The following is a 17864-nucleotide window of genomic DNA, read 5'->3' on the forward strand; positions in this document are numbered from 1 at the left end:
CGGCGACACCCACGCCCACGGCGCCGACGGCGTGCACTTCTTCACCCGCGGCAAAGCCATCACCCAACGCTGGCTCGACCCCAGCCACGGCGGCCTAGAACTCGGCTTCCCCCAAAACAAGTGAGTGCAAGGCGCCAGCCACTTAGCACCGCGAGCGTGCGTGTCTGCACACAACACGCCGTGATTTGACGCTCAACTGCGCACGCTCGCGGTGCAAGGGGTCAAGCACACTCACAACAGTGACTTAGCCGTCGAGTGTGGGGGCTGCGGGTTAACAGTGCCTGCGGCGCAGGCGTACCCCCACACTCGACGACGTCGTCAGTGAGTTCGTCAGAGGATATAGAGCATCTCCTGATAGGTAGGCAGCGGCCAAAGATCGTCGGCCACAACACCTTCCAACGTGTCAGCGGCAGTACGCACCGCGTCCATCAACGCAAGCAGGCCCTGCGCATGTACGGCCTCGTCGGCAGCGGACTCACCACCATGGGCCGCCATTCCCTCCTTTAGGGCGGTCAGTGCGGCAGTCAGCTCGGAGATCGGCGTGGAGACGGCCTCCAGCAACGTCGTATCCGCCTCAACGCCCGCGGCCTTCAACGTCGCGACGTTAGACGCCAGCTCGGTCTGGTAGCGGATCGCTGCAGGCAAGATCACCGTCGACGCCAATTCCAGTGTCAGCTTCGCCTCGACAGCCACGGTCAGCGCGTACATCTCATACCGGACCTCTTCGCGGCTGCGCAGCTCGCGCTCGTTGAAGACGCCGTACTTCTCGAACACCTCGATGGCCTCAGGCGTCACGAGCTGCGGAATCGACTCGATCGTCGTCTTGAGGTTCGGCAACCCACGCTCGGCAGCCTCGATCTGCCAGTTCTCCGAGTAGCCGTCACCGTTGAACACGACGGCCCCATGCTCGGTGATGATCTCCGTGAGCAGCTTCTGGACGGCCGTGTCGAAGTCTTCGCCCTCGCCGACAGCCTTCTCCAGCACCGTCGCCATGTAGTCGAGCGAGTCGGCCATGATCGTGTTCAGGATGATCATCGGCACGTTGATGGTCTGTCCGGAGCCCGGCGCGCGGAACTCGAATCGGTTGCCGGTGAAGGCGAACGGGCTGGTGCGGTTGCGGTCGCCCGGGTCGGTCGGCAGTTCGGGAAGGGTGTCGACACCGATGGTCATGGTGCCCTTGCCCTTCGACGACGTCGCTGCACCCTTCGCGATCTGCTCGAACACATCGGCAAGCTGATCGCCGAGGAAGATCGAGATGATCGCGGGCGGCGCCTCGTTGGCGCCGAGGCGGTGGTCGTTGGTGGCCGAGGCCACCGAGACCCGCAGCAGACCCGAGAACTTGTGCACGGCACGGATGACCGCAGCGCAGAACACCAGGAACTGAGCGTTCTCGTGCGGGGTGTCGCCCGGCACCAGGAGACTGCCGAACTGCGCGTTGCCCAACGAGAAGTTGACGTGCTTGCCCGACCCGTTGACACCGGCGAAGGGCTTCTCGTGGAAGAGGCACTCCATCCCGTGCTTCTTGGCGATGGTCTTGAACGTCGTCATCAGCAGCTGCTGATGGTCGGCGGCGATGTTGGCCCGCTCGAACATCGGGGCGATCTCGAACTGCCCCGGCGCGACCTCGTTGTGCCGGGTCTTTGCCGGAATGCCCAGCTTGAACAGCTCGCGCTCGGTGTCCATCATGAAGCCAAGCACCCGATCGGGGATGGCGCCGAAATAGTGGTCGTCGAACTCTTGGCCCTTGGGTGGCTTGGAGCCGAACAGGGTGCGGCCCGCGTTGATCAGGTCAGGACGGGCGAGAAAGAAGTGCCGGTCGACGAGGAAGTACTCCTGCTCGGGGCCGCAGAACGAGACGATGTGGTCGAAATCCTTGTGGCCGAACAATTTCAGGATGCGCTCAGCCTGGGCACCCATCGCCTGCTGGCTGCGTAGCAGCGGGGTCTTGTAGTCCAGCGCCTCGCCGGTCATCGACACGAACACGGTCGGGATGCACAGCGTGTTTCCGTTCGGGTTCTCCAGGATGTACGCCGGGCTGGTGACGTCCCAACCGGTGTAGCCGCGCGCCTCGAAGGTGCTGCGCAGGCCGCCCGACGGGAAGCTGGACGCGTCGGGTTCACCCTGGATCAGCGTCTTGCCCGCGAATTCGGCCAGCGTCTGGCCGTCGGAGACGGGCTCGAGGAAGCTGTCGTGCTTCTCCGCGGTCAGCCCCGTCATCGGGTAGAAGACGTGCGCGTAGTGGGTGGCGCCCCTTGACAGCGCCCAGTCCTTCATCGCCGAGGCGACGGAGTCGGCGACGGCCGGGTCGAGCTTGGCGCCCTTCTCGATGGTCGCGACCACGGACTTGTATACCGACTTCGGCAGCCGCAGCCGCATCTCAGCCAGGGTGAAGACATTCGCGCCGAAGATCTCGCCCGGCGCCTCGGCCGGGTCGAAGCTGATTGCCGGTGGCACGTACGCCTCGACGTTGTTGATGGCCTGAAGGCGCACCGCATTTCCACTCACAGATTTGTTCCCTATCGCTCGTCGTCCGCTTCGGCTCCACGGACGGTTGACCGGCCTACCCTAGGGACACTCGATGGCAAACTTGTTACGTCGCCGTCAACGGCGTAATTCGTGAATGACTGTGCAGTGTCATACGGGACGCGCCGGACCGGCTAACGAACCCGCACAATCGCCCCGTAACGCTCCGAGCCGGCTTTCAGCAAAGACACGTAGCGTGAAGGGATGCGGCCGCTCGCTGCATCAGTTGCGCTCCTACTCATCGTTGGCGGTTGTTCACAACAACCCCCGGCTGATACCGCCGCGTCGTCTCCCCCGGCCGCGACGACGAGCCTGCCACCTGCCGTTATGCCCAGCATGGTGCCGACAGTGGGTAACCGGCCACCCGCCGACGAGCTACCGCCACCCGCCGAGCCGCAGTCGGCGCCACCCCAGACGGGTCCCGTTCCCGGCCGCATCGTTGCGGTCGGGGCAGCGCCAGAAGGCGTCGTCGTCGACGCTGCCACCCGCATGGTCGCGGTCGCCAAGCGCGATCCCAACGAGCTCGTCCTGCTGAGCGCCGATACCGGCGAGGTCGCGCAACGGGTGCCGTTGCCCGGATTCGTCCGGCATCTTCAGCTGGCCGACCCCGGCGGCCCCGTCCTCGTACCGGTTGAGAGTGCGAACGCGCTGGTCCGCGTCGAACTGCCGAGCGGCCTGGCGTTACCACAGGTCGTCACGGGCGTCGTACCTCACGACGCCGCGCAGGCCGCGAACGGAACTGTGTTTGTCGCCAACGAGCACGGCGGCACCGTATCGGTACTGCGGGGCATCGAGGTCGTGAAGGTCTTCGCCGACAGCGTGCAGCCCGCGGGTCTGGCGTCGGTCGGCCAATCCATGGGCCTCATCGACGTCCGCAAGAACGACCTGACCATCTATGACACTGCGGACCTGAACATCGTCGGGTCGACACCGGCCGGCCAAGGGCCGACGCATTTGGTGGCGGACAAGCACGGCCGCCTGATCGCCACCGACACCAGGGGCAACGCGGTCCGCGTCTTCGAGCCGCTGCCGACGCCGCATCAGGTCGGCGAGGTCGCCCAGCCGGGCGGACCGTACGGAATCGCCTACGACCCGACGCGTGACCTGCTGTGGGTGGCCTCGTCGGGCACCAACGAGGTGGTCGGCTACGACATGAGCCAGCCGACGCCGCGCGAGGTGCGACGCCTGCCGACCGTGCAGAACCCCTACACGCTGGGCGTCGATGCGAACACCGGCAGGCTGTTCATCGCGGGCGTGACGGGCGGGGTGCTGCAGGTCGTCGATCCGCAGTCGTAGATTGGGTGTATGGCAGTTCGACGTGAGATCACCAGCGACTGGAACGCCGACTACGACGAGCACGCAGTGGTTTCGACCGGTCCCGAGCGGGAGGCCGCAGGCGTCAAGGCCGTGATGGTGTCGCTGAAACGCGGACTGGAGTCGATGGGCGTCTTCCGTACGGCGGCGTCGCTTGTCCGGCTGAACCAGCGCAAGGGATTCGACTGCCCGGGCTGCGCGTGGCCCGAGGAGCACGGCGGCCGCAAGTTCGCCGAGTTCTGCGAGAACGGCGCCAAGGCCGTCGCCGAAGAGGCCACCAAACGCGTCGTCACCCCGGACTTCTTCGCCAGGCACTCGGTGGCCGAACTCGAAGCCAAACCCGAGTACTGGCTTTCGCAGCAGGGCAGGCTCACCCACCCCGTGGTGCTTCGACCCGGAGACGACCATTACCGACCCATCGAGTGGTCGGATGCCTACCGGTTGATCGCCGACGAGTTGCGCGCACTGGCCAACCCGAACGAGGCGGTGTTCTACACATCGGGGCGCACCAGCAACGAGGCCGCGTTCCTGTACCAGTTGTTGGTCCGCAGCTTCGGCACCAACAACCTGCCGGACTGCTCGAACATGTGCCACGAGTCATCGGGCGCCGCTCTGGTCGACGCGATCGGCATCGGCAAGGGTTCGGTCACCGTCGAGGACATCACCGTGGCCGACCTGATCGTCATCGCCGGCCAGAACCCTGGCACCAACCATCCCCGCATGCTCTCGGTGCTGGAGAAGGCAAAGGCCAACGGCGCCAAGATCATCGCGGTCAACCCGTTGCCCGAAGCGGGTCTGATCCGGTTCAAGGACCCGCAGAAGGTGCACGGCGTGGTCGGCCACGGCATACCGATCGCCGACGAGTTCGTCCAGATCCGGCTCGGCGGCGACATGGCGCTGTTCGCCGGCCTGGGCCGCCTGCTTCTCGAGGCCGACGACCGAGCGCCCGGCAGCGTCGTCGACCGCGATTTCGTCGACGCGCACTGCTCGAACTTCGCGGACTACGAGGCGCGTACCCGCCAAATCGACCTGGACACCGTCGTTGAGGCGACCGGCATCTCGCGGGAGCAGCTCGAGCACGTCGCGCAGATGTTCATCGAATCCGAACGGACGGTGGCGTGTTGGGCGATGGGCCTGACGCAGCACCGGCACGCGGTGGCGATGATCGCCGAAGTCTCCAACCTGCTGCTGATGCGCGGGATGATCGGCAAGCCTGGGGCCGGTCTCTGCCCGGTGCGCGGCCACTCGAACGTCCAGGGTGACCGCACCATGGGTATCTGGGAAAAAATGCCGGAGACGTTCCTTGCCGCGCTTGACGATCGGTTCGGGATCGTCAGCCCGCGCGATCACGGCGTGGACACCGTCGACGCGATCCGGGCGATGCGCGACGGCCGCGCCAAGGTGTTCATGGCGATGGGCGGCAACTTCGCGTCCGCCACCCCGGACACCGCGGTCACCGAGGCCGCGCTGCGCAGTTGTTCACTGACAGTGCAGGTTTCGACGAAGCTGAACCGCAGCCATTTAGCGCACGGTACGACCGCGTTGATCTTGCCGTCGCTTGGGCGGACCGACAAGGACATCCAGGCGGGCACCAAACAGATGGTTTCCGTTGAGGATTCGATGTCGATGGTGCATCTTTCACGCGGCAGCCTCAAGCCGCCAAGCGACGAGGTGCGCAGTGAGGTGTCGATCGTCTGCCATCTCGCCAGGACGCTGCTTGGCCCCGACCATCCGGTGCCGTGGGAGAAGTTCAACGAGGACTACGACCAGATTCGCGATGCGATCGCCGCGGTCGTTCCCGGGTGCGCCGACTACAACACCAAGGTCCGCCAGCCCGACGGCTTCCAACTGCCGCACCCGCCCCGCGACTCGCGTGAATTCCCCACCCACACAGGCAAAGCCAACTTCGCACTGGACTCCCTGGAATGGGTGCCCGTCCCTGCGGGTCGCCTTGTGCTGCAGACGTTGCGCAGCCACGACCAGTACAACACCACCATCTACGGGCTCGATGACCGCTACCGCGGTGTCAAGGGCGGTCGACGCGTGGTGTTCGTCAATCCGACCGACATCGAGGCGTTCGGCCTGTCCGAGGGTGACCGGGTGGACCTGGTGTCGGAGTTCAGCGATGGCGACGGTCAGCTTCAGGAGCGGACCGCCAAGGACTTCATGGTGGTGTCCTATTCAACGCCGGTGGGCAATGCCGCGGCCTATTACCCGGAGACCAATCCGCTTGTGCCGCTGGATCACACCGCCGCCAGGTCGAATACGCCGGTTTCCAAGGCGATCGTGATCCGATTGGAAAAAGCATGGGCCGGGTGACCGCGCGGCGACGCGCCAGCCATCTAACCGCCGACGAGGCGGTGACGCGGCCCGAGACGCTGGTCGTCGAGGAACCGTTGGAGATCCGCGTCAACGGCAAGCCGGTCACCGTGACGATGCGGACGCCGGGCTCGGATGTCGAACTGGCGCAAGGTTTCCTGCTCACCGAAGGCGTCATCGGGCATCGCGAGGATCTGCTCACCGTGCGCTACTGCAACGGCGCCGGACCCGACAACATGAACACCTACAACGTGCTGGACGCGACGCTCGCCCCCGCCGTGCAGATGCCTGAGGTGGACATCACCCGCAACTTCTACACGACGTCGTCGTGCGGGGTGTGCGGCAAGGCTTCCCTCGACGCGGTTCGCACGATCAGCCGCTATTCGCCGGGCGACGACGCCTCGCACGTCAAGGCCGAGACCCTGTCGGCGATGCCCGAACAGCTGCGCGCCGAACAGAAGGTGTTCGCCAGCACCGGCGGCTTGCACGGCGCCGCGCTCTTCGACGCCGAGGGCACCATGCTCGCCGTGCGCGAGGACATCGGCAGGCACAACGCGGTCGACAAGGTCATCGGGTGGGCCGTCGAACAGAACAGGGTCCCGCTCACCGGCACCGTGCTGCTTGTCAGCGGCCGCGCATCGTTCGAGCTCACGCAGAAGGCGGTGATGGCAGGCATCCCCGTGCTCGCGGCGGTGTCGGCGCCGTCGTCGCTCGCGGTCGACCTCGCCAGCCAGTCCGGCCTCACCCTGGTGGCGTTCCTTCGCGGCGAGTCCATGAACGTCTATACCCGGCCCGACCGCATCAAGCGCTAGCGATTTCGCCCAAATCACGCCCTACCTGCGATCTCCCCCAAATCTCCATAAAACCTCCAAGCTCGCGCGCCCCCGATCTCCGACGATCGATCCCGTCGAACAACGATCGAAGGGAGCACGAACGATGGCGGAGATCTTGGTCGCGGCGCTGTCGCCCGTTGGGCACATCGGCCCGCTGCTGAACGTCGCACGGGGGCTGGTGGACCGCGGGGATCGGGTCACCGTTCTGTCCGGCGCCGGCCGCGCCGCCGACATCCGGGCGGCGGGCGCCGTACCCGCGACGCTGCCTGCCCAGGGTGATCTCGACCTGGCCCTGCTGGAGGCCGACAGCGGACGCGAGGAAACCAGCGGCATCAGGCGGCTCAACTTCGATATTGTCCGGCTGTTCGTCGCCCCGATGCCGTACCAGACCAAGGCTCTGGCCGACCTGATGGCGCAGACGCGGTTCGACGCGGTCCTTGCCGACTACGGATTCTTCGGTGTGCTCCCGTTCGTGCTCGGTGAGCCAACGGCTCGGCCGCCGGTCCTGCTGTACGGCACTACCCCGATGATGTTCAGCAGCCGCGACACCGCGCCAGGCGGACTCGGGCTGCCGCCGTCGACGAGCTCGCTGGGCCGGTTGCGCAATCGCACGCTCAACCTGTTGTCGCACAAGGTGTTGCTTCGGCAGTCACAGAAGGCCGCGAACTACCAGCTGCACCGGCTGAACTCCCGCGAGCTGCCGATGTTCCTGCTGGATTCGGGGGCGCTCGCCGACCGCTTCATCGCGCCCACCGTGCCGGAATTCGACTATCCGCGTACCGATCTGCCTGCCAATGTCCGCTATGTCGGCATGGTGCATCCGGCACCGGCGACGAATTTCCGCCCACCGTTGTGGTGGCCGAAGCTCGACGGGGACCGTCCTGTCGTGCACGTCACCCAGGGCACCGTCGACAACGCCGACCTCAGCCGGCTACTGCGGCCGACGATCGAGGCGTTGGCGGACGAGGACGTCATGGTGGTCGCTACCACCGGCGGGCCGCATGTCTCTGAGTTGGACTTCCCAATCCCGCCCAATACGTATGTCGCCGACCATATTCCGCACGACATGTTGCTGCCGAAGGTCGACGTGATGGTGACCAACGGCGGATACGGCGCCGTCCAACGCGCCCTGTCGACCGGTGTGCCGCTGGTGGTCGCGGGCAATACCGAGGACAAGCCCGAAGTCGCGGCGCGCGTCGCGTGGTCGGGCGCAGGTGTCGACCTGAGGACCGGTACGCCCACCGCGAATGCCGTTCGTAGCGCGGTGCGCGAGGTGCTCGGCAACGACCGGTACCTGACCCGGGCGCGCGAGCTGGAGGTGGCATACGCGCAGCGGTGCGGCGTCGCGGAGATCGCCGCGCTGATCGACGAAGTGGTCGGCGAACGCCGTGCGGCGGTGACGTCGTGAGCTGCGCCGACCCCTTCGGCAGGCCGCCGAAGTCGAGTAGCCGACTACGCGTGCCCGCACCGCAATGCCCGGAAAGAGTGGACCCATGGTTAGCAACCTGCAGTTCGCCGCCGTCGCGGCCTACCTGCTGTGGTGCCTGTTCAGCGCGCTGACCGGCACAGTAGGGGCCGACGAGCAAGAGGCCGCATCGGTTATCGGCGAAGGCGATAAGCCGCAACTGCCAGGCAGCGCAACAGCGTGAAGACCATGTCGGTGAGTGACAGGTGCCCGATGAGTCGGGACCGGTGGAAGCGACGTATGTGCTTGCGGCGGACCATCACGACTGGAAGGCGTTATTCGAGGGGTACGACGCCCTCCAGACCGTGATGCATCAGCAAGCTGTGGCTCGAGGGGGGTGATCTGTTGGCGTCCTTCAAGGCCCGCCGCGGCCTGATCAGCCGGCGAGCAGACGCAAAAGTACCCGAATGTGCCCAGAAAACGGGCCATTCACGTCTGCTCGCGCAGAAAGGTTAGGCGCTCTTTTCGCGCCGCTCGGGCCGTGCAGGCTTGCGCGGGACGATCGTCGGGAGCACGTTGTCCTCTACGGTCTCCTTGGTCACCACGACCTTGGCGACGTCGTCGCGGCTGGGGATGTCGTACATCACCGGCAGCAGGACTTCCTCCATGATCGCGCGAAGGCCGCGGGCACCGGTGCCCCGGTGGATGGCCTGATCGGCGATGGAGTCGAGCGCCTCTTCGGTGAACTCCAGCTCCACGCCGTCCATCTCGAACAGCCGCGTGTACTGCTTGACCAACGCGTTCTTCGGCTCGGAGAGGATCTTGACGAGTGATTCCTTGTCGAGGTTCGTCACCGACGCCACGACCGGCAGCCGACCGATGAACTCGGGAATGAGCCCGAACTTGATCAAGTCCTCGGGCATGACCTCGGCGAAGTGGTCCTGGGTGTCGATCTCGGCCTTGGAGTGCACCTCGGCGCCGAAGCCCAGCCCGCGCTTGCCCACGCGGTCGGAGACGATCTTTTCAAGCCCCGCGAACGCACCAGCCACGATGAACAACACGTTGGTGGTGTCGATCTGGATGAACTCCTGATGCGGGTGCTTGCGACCGCCCTGCGGTGGCACCGACGCCTGGGTGCCTTCGAGGATCTTCAGCAGCGCCTGCTGCACGCCCTCGCCGGACACGTCGCGGGTGATCGACGGGTTCTCGCTCTTGCGGGCGATCTTGTCGACCTCGTCGATGTAGATGATGCCGGTCTCGGCGCGCTTCACATCATAGTCGGCGGCCTGGATCAGCTTGAGCAGAATGTTCTCGACGTCCTCACCGACGTAGCCGGCCTCGGTCAGCGCGGTGGCGTCGGCGATCGCGAACGGGACATTGAGCATCTTGGCCAACGTCTGCGCCAGGTAGGTCTTGCCGCAGCCGGTGGGACCGAGCATCAGGATGTTGGACTTGGCCAGCTCGACGGGCTCGGCGCGCGAATCGCGCATCTTCTCCTGCGCCTGGACGCGCTTGTAATGGTTGTAGACGGCGACGGCCAGCGTTCGCTTGGCGGTGTCCTGCCCGATGACATAGCCCTCGAGGAAATCTCGGATTTCCACCGGCTTTGGCAGCTCGTCGAGCTTTACGTCGTCGGCGTCGGCGAGTTCTTCTTCGATGATCTCGTTGCAGAGATCAATGCATTCATCACAGATATATACGCCGGGGCCCGCAATGAGCTTTTTGACTTGCTTCTGACTCTTTCCGCAGAACGAGCACTTCAGCAGGTCACCGCCGTCTCCAATGCGCGCCATGGTGGTGGGGTCCTACTTTCCTGTTCGCCGTCGAAGTGGTCAGTCGGTGGGTCGCCTACGGGCGATTACCCGACGCTACCCGCTCTTTCCGGCGCGGTGCGACCGATAAAGCCGAATCGCGTCGGTGGTATTTAGCTGTGTTTGCAGAACATATCGCCTCATGCGTCTCACAACCCCCATGGACGCGCCGCCGTGTCCCTGGCGTGTCGCCGCCGTTACCGGAATGAGAGGGCGTCCCGGTGCAGATCGTAGAGTTGCGAAGTGGCGATCGCAGCTTCCAACAATACCGTTTTGGTCGACGATGGCGGCTAGCGCAGGAGTGTTCGACGAGGCCACCAACGCGAATCAGCCGCGCACGAGGTGCCCGCACCGCCGGGGCACGGGCACCTCGTCCCCCCAGCTAGACGGTCCCGCCTAGCGATGGCGACTGGTTGAACAGCTGATGTGCCTCCTGCCCGATCTTGAGACCGAGTGGCACTCCGCCCACGTTGTCGGCGGGGTTGCGGGGAATGCCATCGAACCGCCAGTGCACGCCGAGATAGACGCGGCTGACCGAGTTCTCCCACACGGGCTCGACAAAATTCTTGAACGTGATCGGCGTCCGCGTCCGCACGGAGCCGTCGGGATCGACAGAGATCCCGTCGAGTTCATCGGAGACGAAGGTGAACGTTTCCTTGGGATTGAGCGGTGACATCCCGTCCTCCACGTTGAGGACATCCTGAACGGTCATCGGGCCCGACGCGGTATTCAGCCCGAGCCGCAACGCTTGCATGACCGCGGCCCCGAAGGTCGCATGCCCGGACGGATATGCGGGGAACGGCGGGGTCAAGGTGCCGCGCCCAGCGTTGGTCTGCGGTGCGCCTAGCGGCGCCCAGAACGCGTCGCCGTCAGGGTCTGACTGGGTGCGAATCCCGACCACCGGTCGCCACAGCTTGTACACGTACTTCCAGTGCCACGCGTCGATGCCTGCGTCCGCCATCGCCACGTTGATCGAGGCGAACAGCTCGGCCGTCCTTGCCACGTTCAGCCCGGGCGACTGCTGCGCAGCGACGACCCTTGCCACCTGGTTGTAGAGCCGCGGTGGAACTCCGAGGTTGTTGGCGCCGTCGTAGCCCCAATAGATCCCGATGCGCTCCTGCGCGGCCGTGCGGTCGCGCCGCTGCACAGAGCCGTAGTCGCGGACTTCCTCGAAGTCAGCGAAGAAGTCAGCATCGTCGAGATAGTTGTTACTCGCCGTCGTCTTGCCAGGGAACGCGTCAAGGAGTTGGTGATTCACGCCGGTGAAACGGGTCACGTTCCCCCATGCTGGGCCGAGTTGTGGCTGTCCAGGCGCGTAGGGGTCGGCACGGTGCTCGCCATAGTTCGGCATGGCGGGCTGGGGGCCGGTGATGCCGACGGCGGAGCCGTCGCCCGCCCGATGCGCGAGGATCGCCATCGCCACTTTGGCGCCCCCGTTGAACGCCGAGTTGTTGACGGTGCCGACCGCGTCGTCGAAATATCCGGTGTACGCGGGATACAGCTCCTTGAGCGCCGTGACGGCCGCTCCGGCGATGATGTCGTCGACGGAGCCGGTGAGGTTCGACACCCCATGCATGACGCCCTTCTTGTTCAGGTACGCGGCGGCGGGCTGGTTGCGAAACGCGACGGCGTCGTGGATCGCCAAGTGGACGATTGCCATGGCCCGTGAAGTTCGGATCGGCCCCGGCTGTTGACCGTTCACATACCCCTTCGTGAAGTCCCGCCGGGACGCCTCCAGCAGGACTGAATTCCAATAAAGCACGCTGTTCATAGCACCCTCCCGAGTCAGCGCAGAATATGAATGGACTCGGAAAAGCTAACCGGCTGAAAAAGCGCGAACACGCGTAGCGCGCTACTCGAATCTCCGCCCAGATAGGCCTGCAACCTGGGGTAACAGGCGTAGATCGTTTGCTCGTATTTGATTCGGCGTTTCGGTTGAGCCCTTTCTCGTGAAAGCCGGAGGACGAACTGCGCACACTGTCTGCGCGAATAGAATCGAAAAGTGGAGTTCGCAATCCCAGACGACGCCGTGCTGATCAGCGACGGCGGCCTGGCCACTGAGCTGGAAGCACGCGGCCATGACCTGTCCGACGACCTGTGGTCGGCGCGGCTGTTGTTCGACGCGCCCGACGAGATCATGGCCGCCCACATGGCGTTTTATCGGGCCGGCGCGGCGATCGCGACGACGGCCAGCTATCAGGCATCGTTCGACGGTTTCGCGGCTGGCGGAATCGGCCGCGACGATGCCGAGCGGCTGATGCGGCAAAGCGTCGAGCTCGCCGCGGCGGCGCGCGACGAGGTCGGCGGCGACGGCCGGTGGGTGGCAGCGTCGGTGGGGCCGTACGGCGCAGCGCTGGCCAACGGCGAGGAGTACGTCGGCCGGTATGGACTGACGGTCGCTCAGCTGGCGGAGTGGCATCTTCCGCGCCTCGAGGTGCTTGCCGGCACCGCCGCCGACGTGCTGGCGATCGAGACGGTGCCCGACATCGACGAGGCCGAGGCGTTGGTGGGCCTCGTTCGCCAATTCGACCTGGCCGCGTGGTTGAGCTACACGATCGACGGTCTGCAGACCCGTGCGGGCCAGCCGCTGGCGGAGGCGTTCGCCGTCGCCGCCGATGTGCAGGAGATCGTCGCGGTCGGTGTCAACTGTTGCGCGCCTGGCGATGTGTTGCCCGCGATCGAGGTCGCGCGTGCGGTGACCGACAAGCCCGTCATCGTCTACCCCAACAGCGGCGAGCAGTGGGACGGCGCCCGTCGCACTTGGATCGGGACGGCGCGGTGGTCGTCGGAGCTGCCTGCGCAGTGGGTGGCCGCGGGCGCACGCGTCGTCGGCGGCTGCTGTCGGGTGATGCCCGACGACATCGCGGAGCTCGCGGCGCGGTTGACTCTGCGCTGAGGGCGACGGGCTCTCGAACTTCTACGCCAGATGCGCAGAGTCAGTGAGCGTTAGGCGTTCTGAGCCGACAGCTTGCGGTACTCCAGGACGGTGTCGATCACGCCGTACTCCTTGGCCTCCTCGGCCGTCAGGATCTTGTCGCGATCGGTGTCCTTGCGGATCTGCTCGGCGTCCTTGCCGGTGTGGTGCGCCAGCGTCGTCTCCATCAGCGTGCGCATCCGCTCGATCTCCCTGGCCTGGATCTCCAGATCGGAGAACTGGCCCTGGATGACGCCGGACAGCGCGGGCTGGTGGATGAGGATGCGGGCGTTGGGCAGCGCAAGCCGCTTACCGGGCGTACCCGCGGCGAGCAGCACCGCGGCGGCCGACGCAGCCTGGCCGAGGCAGACGGTCTGAATGTCGGCGCGGACGTACTGCATGGTGTCGTAGATCGCCATCAGCGACGTGAACGAGCCGCCGGGCGAGTTGATGTACATAGTGATGTCGCGGTCGGGATCAAGCGACTCCAACACCAGCAGCTGGGCCATGATGTCGTTGGCCGACGCGTCGTCCACCTGCACGCCGAGGAAGATGATGCGCTCCTCGAACAGCTTGTTGTAAGGGTTGGACTCCTTTACGCCGAAGCTCGAGTGCTCGATGAACGACGGCAGGATGTAGCGGGCCTGCGGCTGCAGCCGCGGATCTGTGTGGTCGGTCATTTGTCTAGTCCTGCTGTCGGTCCGGAGCCGTTGAGGCTGGCGCTGGTGATGATGTGGTCGACGAAGCCGTACTCGAGGGCCTCGGGCGCGGTGAACCAGCGGTCGCGATCGGAGTCGGCTTCGATGCGCTCGATGGTCTGGCCGGTGAATTCCGCGTTGAGGCGGAACATCTCCTTCTTGATGACCGAGAACTGCTCGGCCTGGATCGCGATGTCCGCGGCGCCGCCGGTGATGCCGCCGAGCGGCTGGTGCATCAGGATGCGGGCGTGCGGCAGGGCGTAGCGCTTGCCCTTGGTGCCCGCAGCGAGCAGGAACTCACCCATCGAGGCGGCCATGCCCATGGCGTAGGTGGCGACGTCGCACGGCGCGAGCACCATGGTGTCGTAGATCGCCATGCCTGCGCTGATCGAGCCGCCGGGCGAGTTGATGTAAAGGTGGATGTCCTTGGTGGGGTCCTCCGCCGAGAGCAGGAGGATCTGCGCGCACAGCCGGTTGGCGATGTCGTCGTCGACCTGCGACCCCAGGAAAATGATGCGCTCGGCAAGCAAGCGCTCATAGACGGAGTCGACGAGATTGAGCCCTGCGCCGTTCGAACGCATGTCAGTCACGACTGGATACCTGCTTTCTTCGTTGCCTCTCACCGAACACTAACCAACCTGCGCGGCGGCGCACTCCCCGACAGGCGCCCGTTCGCTCAGAGCGTCACTTCGTGTCGTCGGACGCGTCGTCGTCGGCCTGATCAGTTTCGGTGTCAGCGTCGGTGTCGGAACTTTCGCCAGCTGCGGCTTCAACCTGGGCGGCGATCTGAGCGGCGGCTTCGGCCGGATCGGTGGTGGCGGGCGGGCCGAAGAACTCGGTGGTGTCGATCACGTTGCCGTCGGTGTCGGTGACGGTGGCGGTGTGCACGACGGCAGCGACGGCCAGGCCGCGGCGCACGTCGGCGAACATCACCGGCAGTTGGTTGTTCTCCTGCAGGTACTGCAGGAGCTGCTGCGGCTCGAGGCCGTACTGGCGCGACATCAGCACGAGGCGCTCGGTGAGGTCATTCTGGCCGACCTGGACGTCGAGCTGATCGGCGATGGCGTCCATGACGAGCTGGGTCTTGACGGCGCGCTCGGAGTTCTCCTTGTTGTCCTTGTCGAACTCTTCGCGGCTGCTGCCTTGGGCCTCCAGCGCCTTGGCGAAGGCGTCCTCGTCGTGGTCGAGTTGGTGGATCGCGTTGTGGACGGTGTCGTCGATCTGCGCCTGGACGATCTTCTCAGGCAGCGGAACCTCGGTCTGCTCGAGCAGCACTTCGAGGGCCTTGTCGCGGATCTGCTCGGCCTGCTGGACGCGCTTGACCCGCTCGACCTGATCCTTGAGGCTGGCCTTGAGCTCGTCGATGGTGTCGAATTCGCTTGCCAGTTGGGCGAATTCGTCGTCAGGCTCGGGCAGCTCACGTTCCTTGACGGACTTGACGGTGACGGTCACCTGAGCCTCTTCACCGGCGTGCTCGCCTGCGGCGAGCGTGGTGGCGAAGACCTTGGTCTCCCCCTCCTTGAGGCCGACGATGGCGTCGTCGAGGCCGTCGATCAGCTGGCCGGAGCCGACCTCGTGGGACAGGCCCTCGGTCTTGGCGTCGGGCACTTCGTTGCCGTCGATGGAGGCGGACAGGTCGATGGAGACAAAGTCGCCTTCCTGCGCGGGTCGCTCGACGCCGGTGAGGGTGCCGAAGCGGGCGCGCAGGTTCTGCAGCTCGGTGTCGACGTCCTCGTCGGTCACCTCGATGGGGTCGACCTCGATCTTGAGCGCCTCGAGGTCGGGGATGGTGATGTCGGGTCGGATGTCGACCTCGGCGGTGAAGACTAGTTCGTTGTTGTCCTCGAGCTTGGTGATCTCGATGTCGGGCTGGCCGAGCGGGCGCAGCTCGGAGGTGGTGACGGCCTCGCTGTAGCGGCTGGGCAGGGCGTCGTTGACCACCTGTTCGAGGACGGCGCCGCGACCGATACGGGCCTCGAGCAGTTTGCGGGGGGCCTTGCCGGGGCGGAAGCCGGGCAGCCGGACCTGCTGGGCGAGCTGGGCGAAGGCCCGATCAAAGTCGGGCTCCAGCTCGGTGAAGGGCACCTCCACATTGATCCGAACCCGCGTGGGGCTCAACTGCTCGACGGTGCTCTTCACGGAGGCGCTCCTCAATACATGTCGTTGACGGCTCAGGGGTACTGCTGGTCGGGGTGACAGGATTTGAACCTGCGGCCTTCCGCTCCCAAAGCGGATGCGCTACCAAGCTGCGCTACACCCCGTCGGACCACCGCAGATACTACGGCCCAGGCACGCCGAACCCTTAATTGGATTTGGTTAGATCTCCGCCGGTACAGTGTGGTGCTGCTGTACTCGCGGGCGTAGCTCAATGGTAGAGCCCTAGTCTTCCAAACTAGCTACGCGGGTTCGATTCCCGTCGCCCGCTCCACGCAACGACCTGGTACGCCGGTTATCCCACGTGATCGCCGGTTTTCGCCACGGCCGCGAAACCCCCACGGAACCCCGTGAATCGGCGCGTTGAGGCTGGCCCTGTCGGCGTCCTCTGAGAAACTCATGCAGGGATTCAACGAATCGGGCGCTGTAGGCCGTCGTTGCGGAAGAGGTGAGCATGGGACGAAATCTAAGTCGAGTGGGCGGCGCTGCTGCTGGTGCGATCGCCATACTCTTCGGGGTTCTGGATCTGCTGGAGAAGGTGCCACCGCCTTGGATCCCGATCAGCCTGGGAGCTGTGGCGGTCGCGGGCGTGATAGCCGACTATTTTGTCGAATCTCGACAAGAAGCATCGAGCAGCAAGCCCTCGACCACAACGCGAATCAAACAAAAGCAAAAAAGCGGAAACAGCTCACAAAACTTTCAAGCCGGACGCGATATCAAAGATGTTCAGCCAACGGAGCTCCCGAAAGCGGACGACGATAAATGACTGCCAAGCAGGGGCAGCAGAGCGGGGATCAGTCCACCAACTATCAAGCTGGCGGCAATATAGTCATTAATCAAGGAATTACTGAGGAACGGGCTCGAGAGATTGTAGCTGTAGTCAGTAGCGAAGTGATGATGCGCGAGGGACGTGCGATTGCAGAGACGGTAATCACAGAGCGAGTCGACTATTTGACAAACCTAGTATTCGAGCGAATCAATGAAAAAAATCCGGAACTGTTTCACCGCTTCGAAGATCCGCGGTTTCTCGCGGCACTCACAGACATACAACGCAGCTATGCAGAAATTGGCGATGAAGAGCTAGGTGAGGTTCTCGCCAGTTTGATTGTTGAGCTGGGCGCCAGACCAATTCGCACAATGCACGAAATCGCCCTTCGGCAAGCGATCAAGATTGCGCCACAACTGTCGCCTAAGCATCTACGTGGGCTGGCGGTCAGTATGCATCTGAGCCGTTTGAATTTCACCAGACCTTTTAGCACAGAAGCTCTGATTGAGCAGCTCGCGGCCGTATTTAGACCTTACTATGGCCAGATTCCGACCAGTTCGATCGACTTTAGTTTCATGGGTTCGCTAGGGCTGGGCTCATACATGGAAGGGCTACAAGATCTCGGGAGCAAGCCGTACCAGCTTCTTTATCGGCGCAACCTAAACTCGATGTATCCTGCATTTATGTACGACGAGTTGAAGGAAGATATCCTTACCGACGATGAGGCGGGGCGCGAAATGGCGTTAAAGATGCTCCCGATAGCAATCGATCCGTCGGCAGTCTTGCGAAACGACGACGGGCAGGTATTAATCGAACCTGACAATATGGAATTGCGAGTCAGCGCGGAACACGAGCAACGTATACTTTCGGGCGCTGAGAAAAACCTTAGCGAGCGTGAAAAAATGTTCAGAACGAAGATAAAGAATCGTTCGTTGACTGCGGAGCAATTTCGCGATCGCATTACAGAAGTTGATAGCGACTTCGGCAGCTTCCTGGAGGAAATCGAGTCCGTCGGAATTTTAAATTTTCAGCTTTCGCCGATTGGCATCGTAGTCGCTCGTCACGAAATCGGAGAAAAGAATCCGCACTTCGCAGCGCAGATAGACGCTGCCCTGGATGAGCTCTGA

The 17864-nt window shown here is 64.4% G+C and carries 14 protein-coding genes and 2 tRNA genes; 9 read left to right on the forward strand and 7 right to left on the reverse strand.

Annotation, left to right across the window (positions count from 1 at the left end; translation table 11 throughout):
* Window positions 1-330: 330 nt before the first annotated feature.
* Window positions 331-2505 (reverse strand): glutamine synthetase III family protein, encoded by a 2175-nt coding sequence (locus D6M19_RS32780; RefSeq protein WP_123029467.1) that lies wholly within the window; start codon window positions 2503-2505, stop codon window positions 331-333.
* Window positions 2506-2871: 366 nt separating this feature from the next.
* Between D6M19_RS32780 and D6M19_RS32785 the strand changes: the two genes are divergently transcribed.
* The 5 genes from D6M19_RS32785 to D6M19_RS34470 all read left to right on the forward strand — a co-directional run bounded on the left by D6M19_RS32785 (window position 2872) and on the right by D6M19_RS34470 (window position 8638).
* Window positions 2872-3819, forward strand: coding sequence for an NHL repeat-containing protein (locus D6M19_RS32785; RefSeq protein ID WP_234835160.1), 948 nt, complete (start codon window positions 2872-2874; stop codon window positions 3817-3819).
* A 9-nt stretch (window positions 3820-3828) separates the two neighbouring features.
* Window positions 3829-6156 carry an FdhF/YdeP family oxidoreductase gene (locus D6M19_RS32790; protein ID WP_123029469.1) on the forward strand — a complete coding sequence of 776 codons (2328 nt, stop codon included), beginning with the start codon at window positions 3829-3831 and terminating at the stop codon, window positions 6154-6156.
* A complete protein-coding gene (gene fdhD, locus D6M19_RS32795) occupies window positions 6144-6968 on the forward strand; it encodes a formate dehydrogenase accessory sulfurtransferase FdhD (RefSeq protein WP_123029470.1) in 825 nt (274 codons plus the stop codon). Before D6M19_RS32790 ends, fdhD begins: the two co-directional genes overlap by 13 nt.
* Before the next feature lie 124 nt (window positions 6969-7092).
* A complete protein-coding gene (locus tag D6M19_RS32800; protein WP_123029471.1) occupies window positions 7093-8397 on the forward strand; it encodes a nucleotide disphospho-sugar-binding domain-containing protein in 1305 nt (434 codons plus the stop codon).
* An 85-nt stretch (window positions 8398-8482) separates the two neighbouring features.
* Complete coding sequence (locus D6M19_RS34470) at window positions 8483-8638, forward strand: hypothetical protein (protein WP_164478803.1); 156 nt, start codon at window positions 8483-8485, stop codon at window positions 8636-8638.
* Window positions 8639-8906: 268 nt separating this feature from the next.
* Here the strand turns inward: D6M19_RS34470 and clpX are convergent, their stop codons facing one another.
* Window positions 8907-10187, reverse strand: a complete 1281-nt coding sequence (gene clpX / locus D6M19_RS32805) for an ATP-dependent Clp protease ATP-binding subunit ClpX (protein WP_123029472.1) — start codon at window positions 10185-10187, stop codon at window positions 8907-8909.
* Window positions 10188-10587: 400 nt separating this feature from the next.
* Entirely contained in the window at window positions 10588-11976 is a 1389-nt protein-coding gene (locus D6M19_RS32810; protein ID WP_123029473.1) for a vanadium-dependent haloperoxidase, read from the reverse strand.
* A gap of 231 nt (window positions 11977-12207) precedes the next feature.
* Between D6M19_RS32810 and mmuM the strand changes: the two genes are divergently transcribed.
* Window positions 12208-13101: a homocysteine S-methyltransferase gene (mmuM, locus tag D6M19_RS32815; protein ID WP_123029474.1), complete on the forward strand. Its 894-nt coding sequence runs from the start codon at window positions 12208-12210 to the stop codon at window positions 13099-13101.
* Between the two features lie 50 nt (window positions 13102-13151).
* Here the strand turns inward: mmuM and D6M19_RS32820 are convergent, their stop codons facing one another.
* The 4 genes from D6M19_RS32820 to D6M19_RS32835 all read right to left on the reverse strand — a co-directional run bounded on the left by D6M19_RS32820 (window position 13152) and on the right by D6M19_RS32835 (window position 16078).
* Complete coding sequence (locus D6M19_RS32820; RefSeq protein WP_123029475.1) at window positions 13152-13799, reverse strand: ATP-dependent Clp protease proteolytic subunit; 648 nt, start codon at window positions 13797-13799, stop codon at window positions 13152-13154.
* Window positions 13796-14398, reverse strand: coding sequence for an ATP-dependent Clp protease proteolytic subunit (locus D6M19_RS32825; protein WP_164478810.1), 603 nt, complete (start codon window positions 14396-14398; stop codon window positions 13796-13798). Before D6M19_RS32825 ends, D6M19_RS32820 begins: the two co-directional genes overlap by 4 nt.
* Window positions 14399-14501: 103 nt before the next feature.
* Window positions 14502-15956 carry a trigger factor gene (gene tig, locus D6M19_RS32830; RefSeq protein ID WP_123029477.1) on the reverse strand — a complete coding sequence of 485 codons (1455 nt, stop codon included), beginning with the start codon at window positions 15954-15956 and terminating at the stop codon, window positions 14502-14504.
* Between the two features lie 45 nt (window positions 15957-16001).
* Window positions 16002-16078: transfer RNA gene (locus D6M19_RS32835), tRNA-Pro, on the reverse strand.
* A gap of 93 nt (window positions 16079-16171) precedes the next feature.
* Here D6M19_RS32835 and D6M19_RS32840 point away from each other — a divergent pair.
* The 3 genes from D6M19_RS32840 (at window position 16172) to D6M19_RS32845 (ending at window position 17864) form a co-directional block, all read left to right on the forward strand.
* Window positions 16172-16245 (forward strand) — tRNA-Gly (locus tag D6M19_RS32840).
* Window positions 16246-16425: 180 nt separating this feature from the next.
* Window positions 16426-16737, forward strand: coding sequence for a hypothetical protein (locus tag D6M19_RS34475; protein ID WP_164478804.1), 312 nt, complete (start codon window positions 16426-16428; stop codon window positions 16735-16737).
* Complete coding sequence (locus D6M19_RS32845) at window positions 16734-17864, forward strand: LPO_1073/Vpar_1526 family protein (RefSeq protein WP_123029478.1); 1131 nt, start codon at window positions 16734-16736, stop codon at window positions 17862-17864. Before D6M19_RS34475 ends, D6M19_RS32845 begins: the two co-directional genes overlap by 4 nt.

The sequence above is a fragment of the Mycolicibacterium stellerae genome, from assembly GCF_003719305.1.
GTDB lineage: Bacteria > Actinomycetota > Actinomycetes > Mycobacteriales > Mycobacteriaceae > Mycobacterium > Mycobacterium stellerae.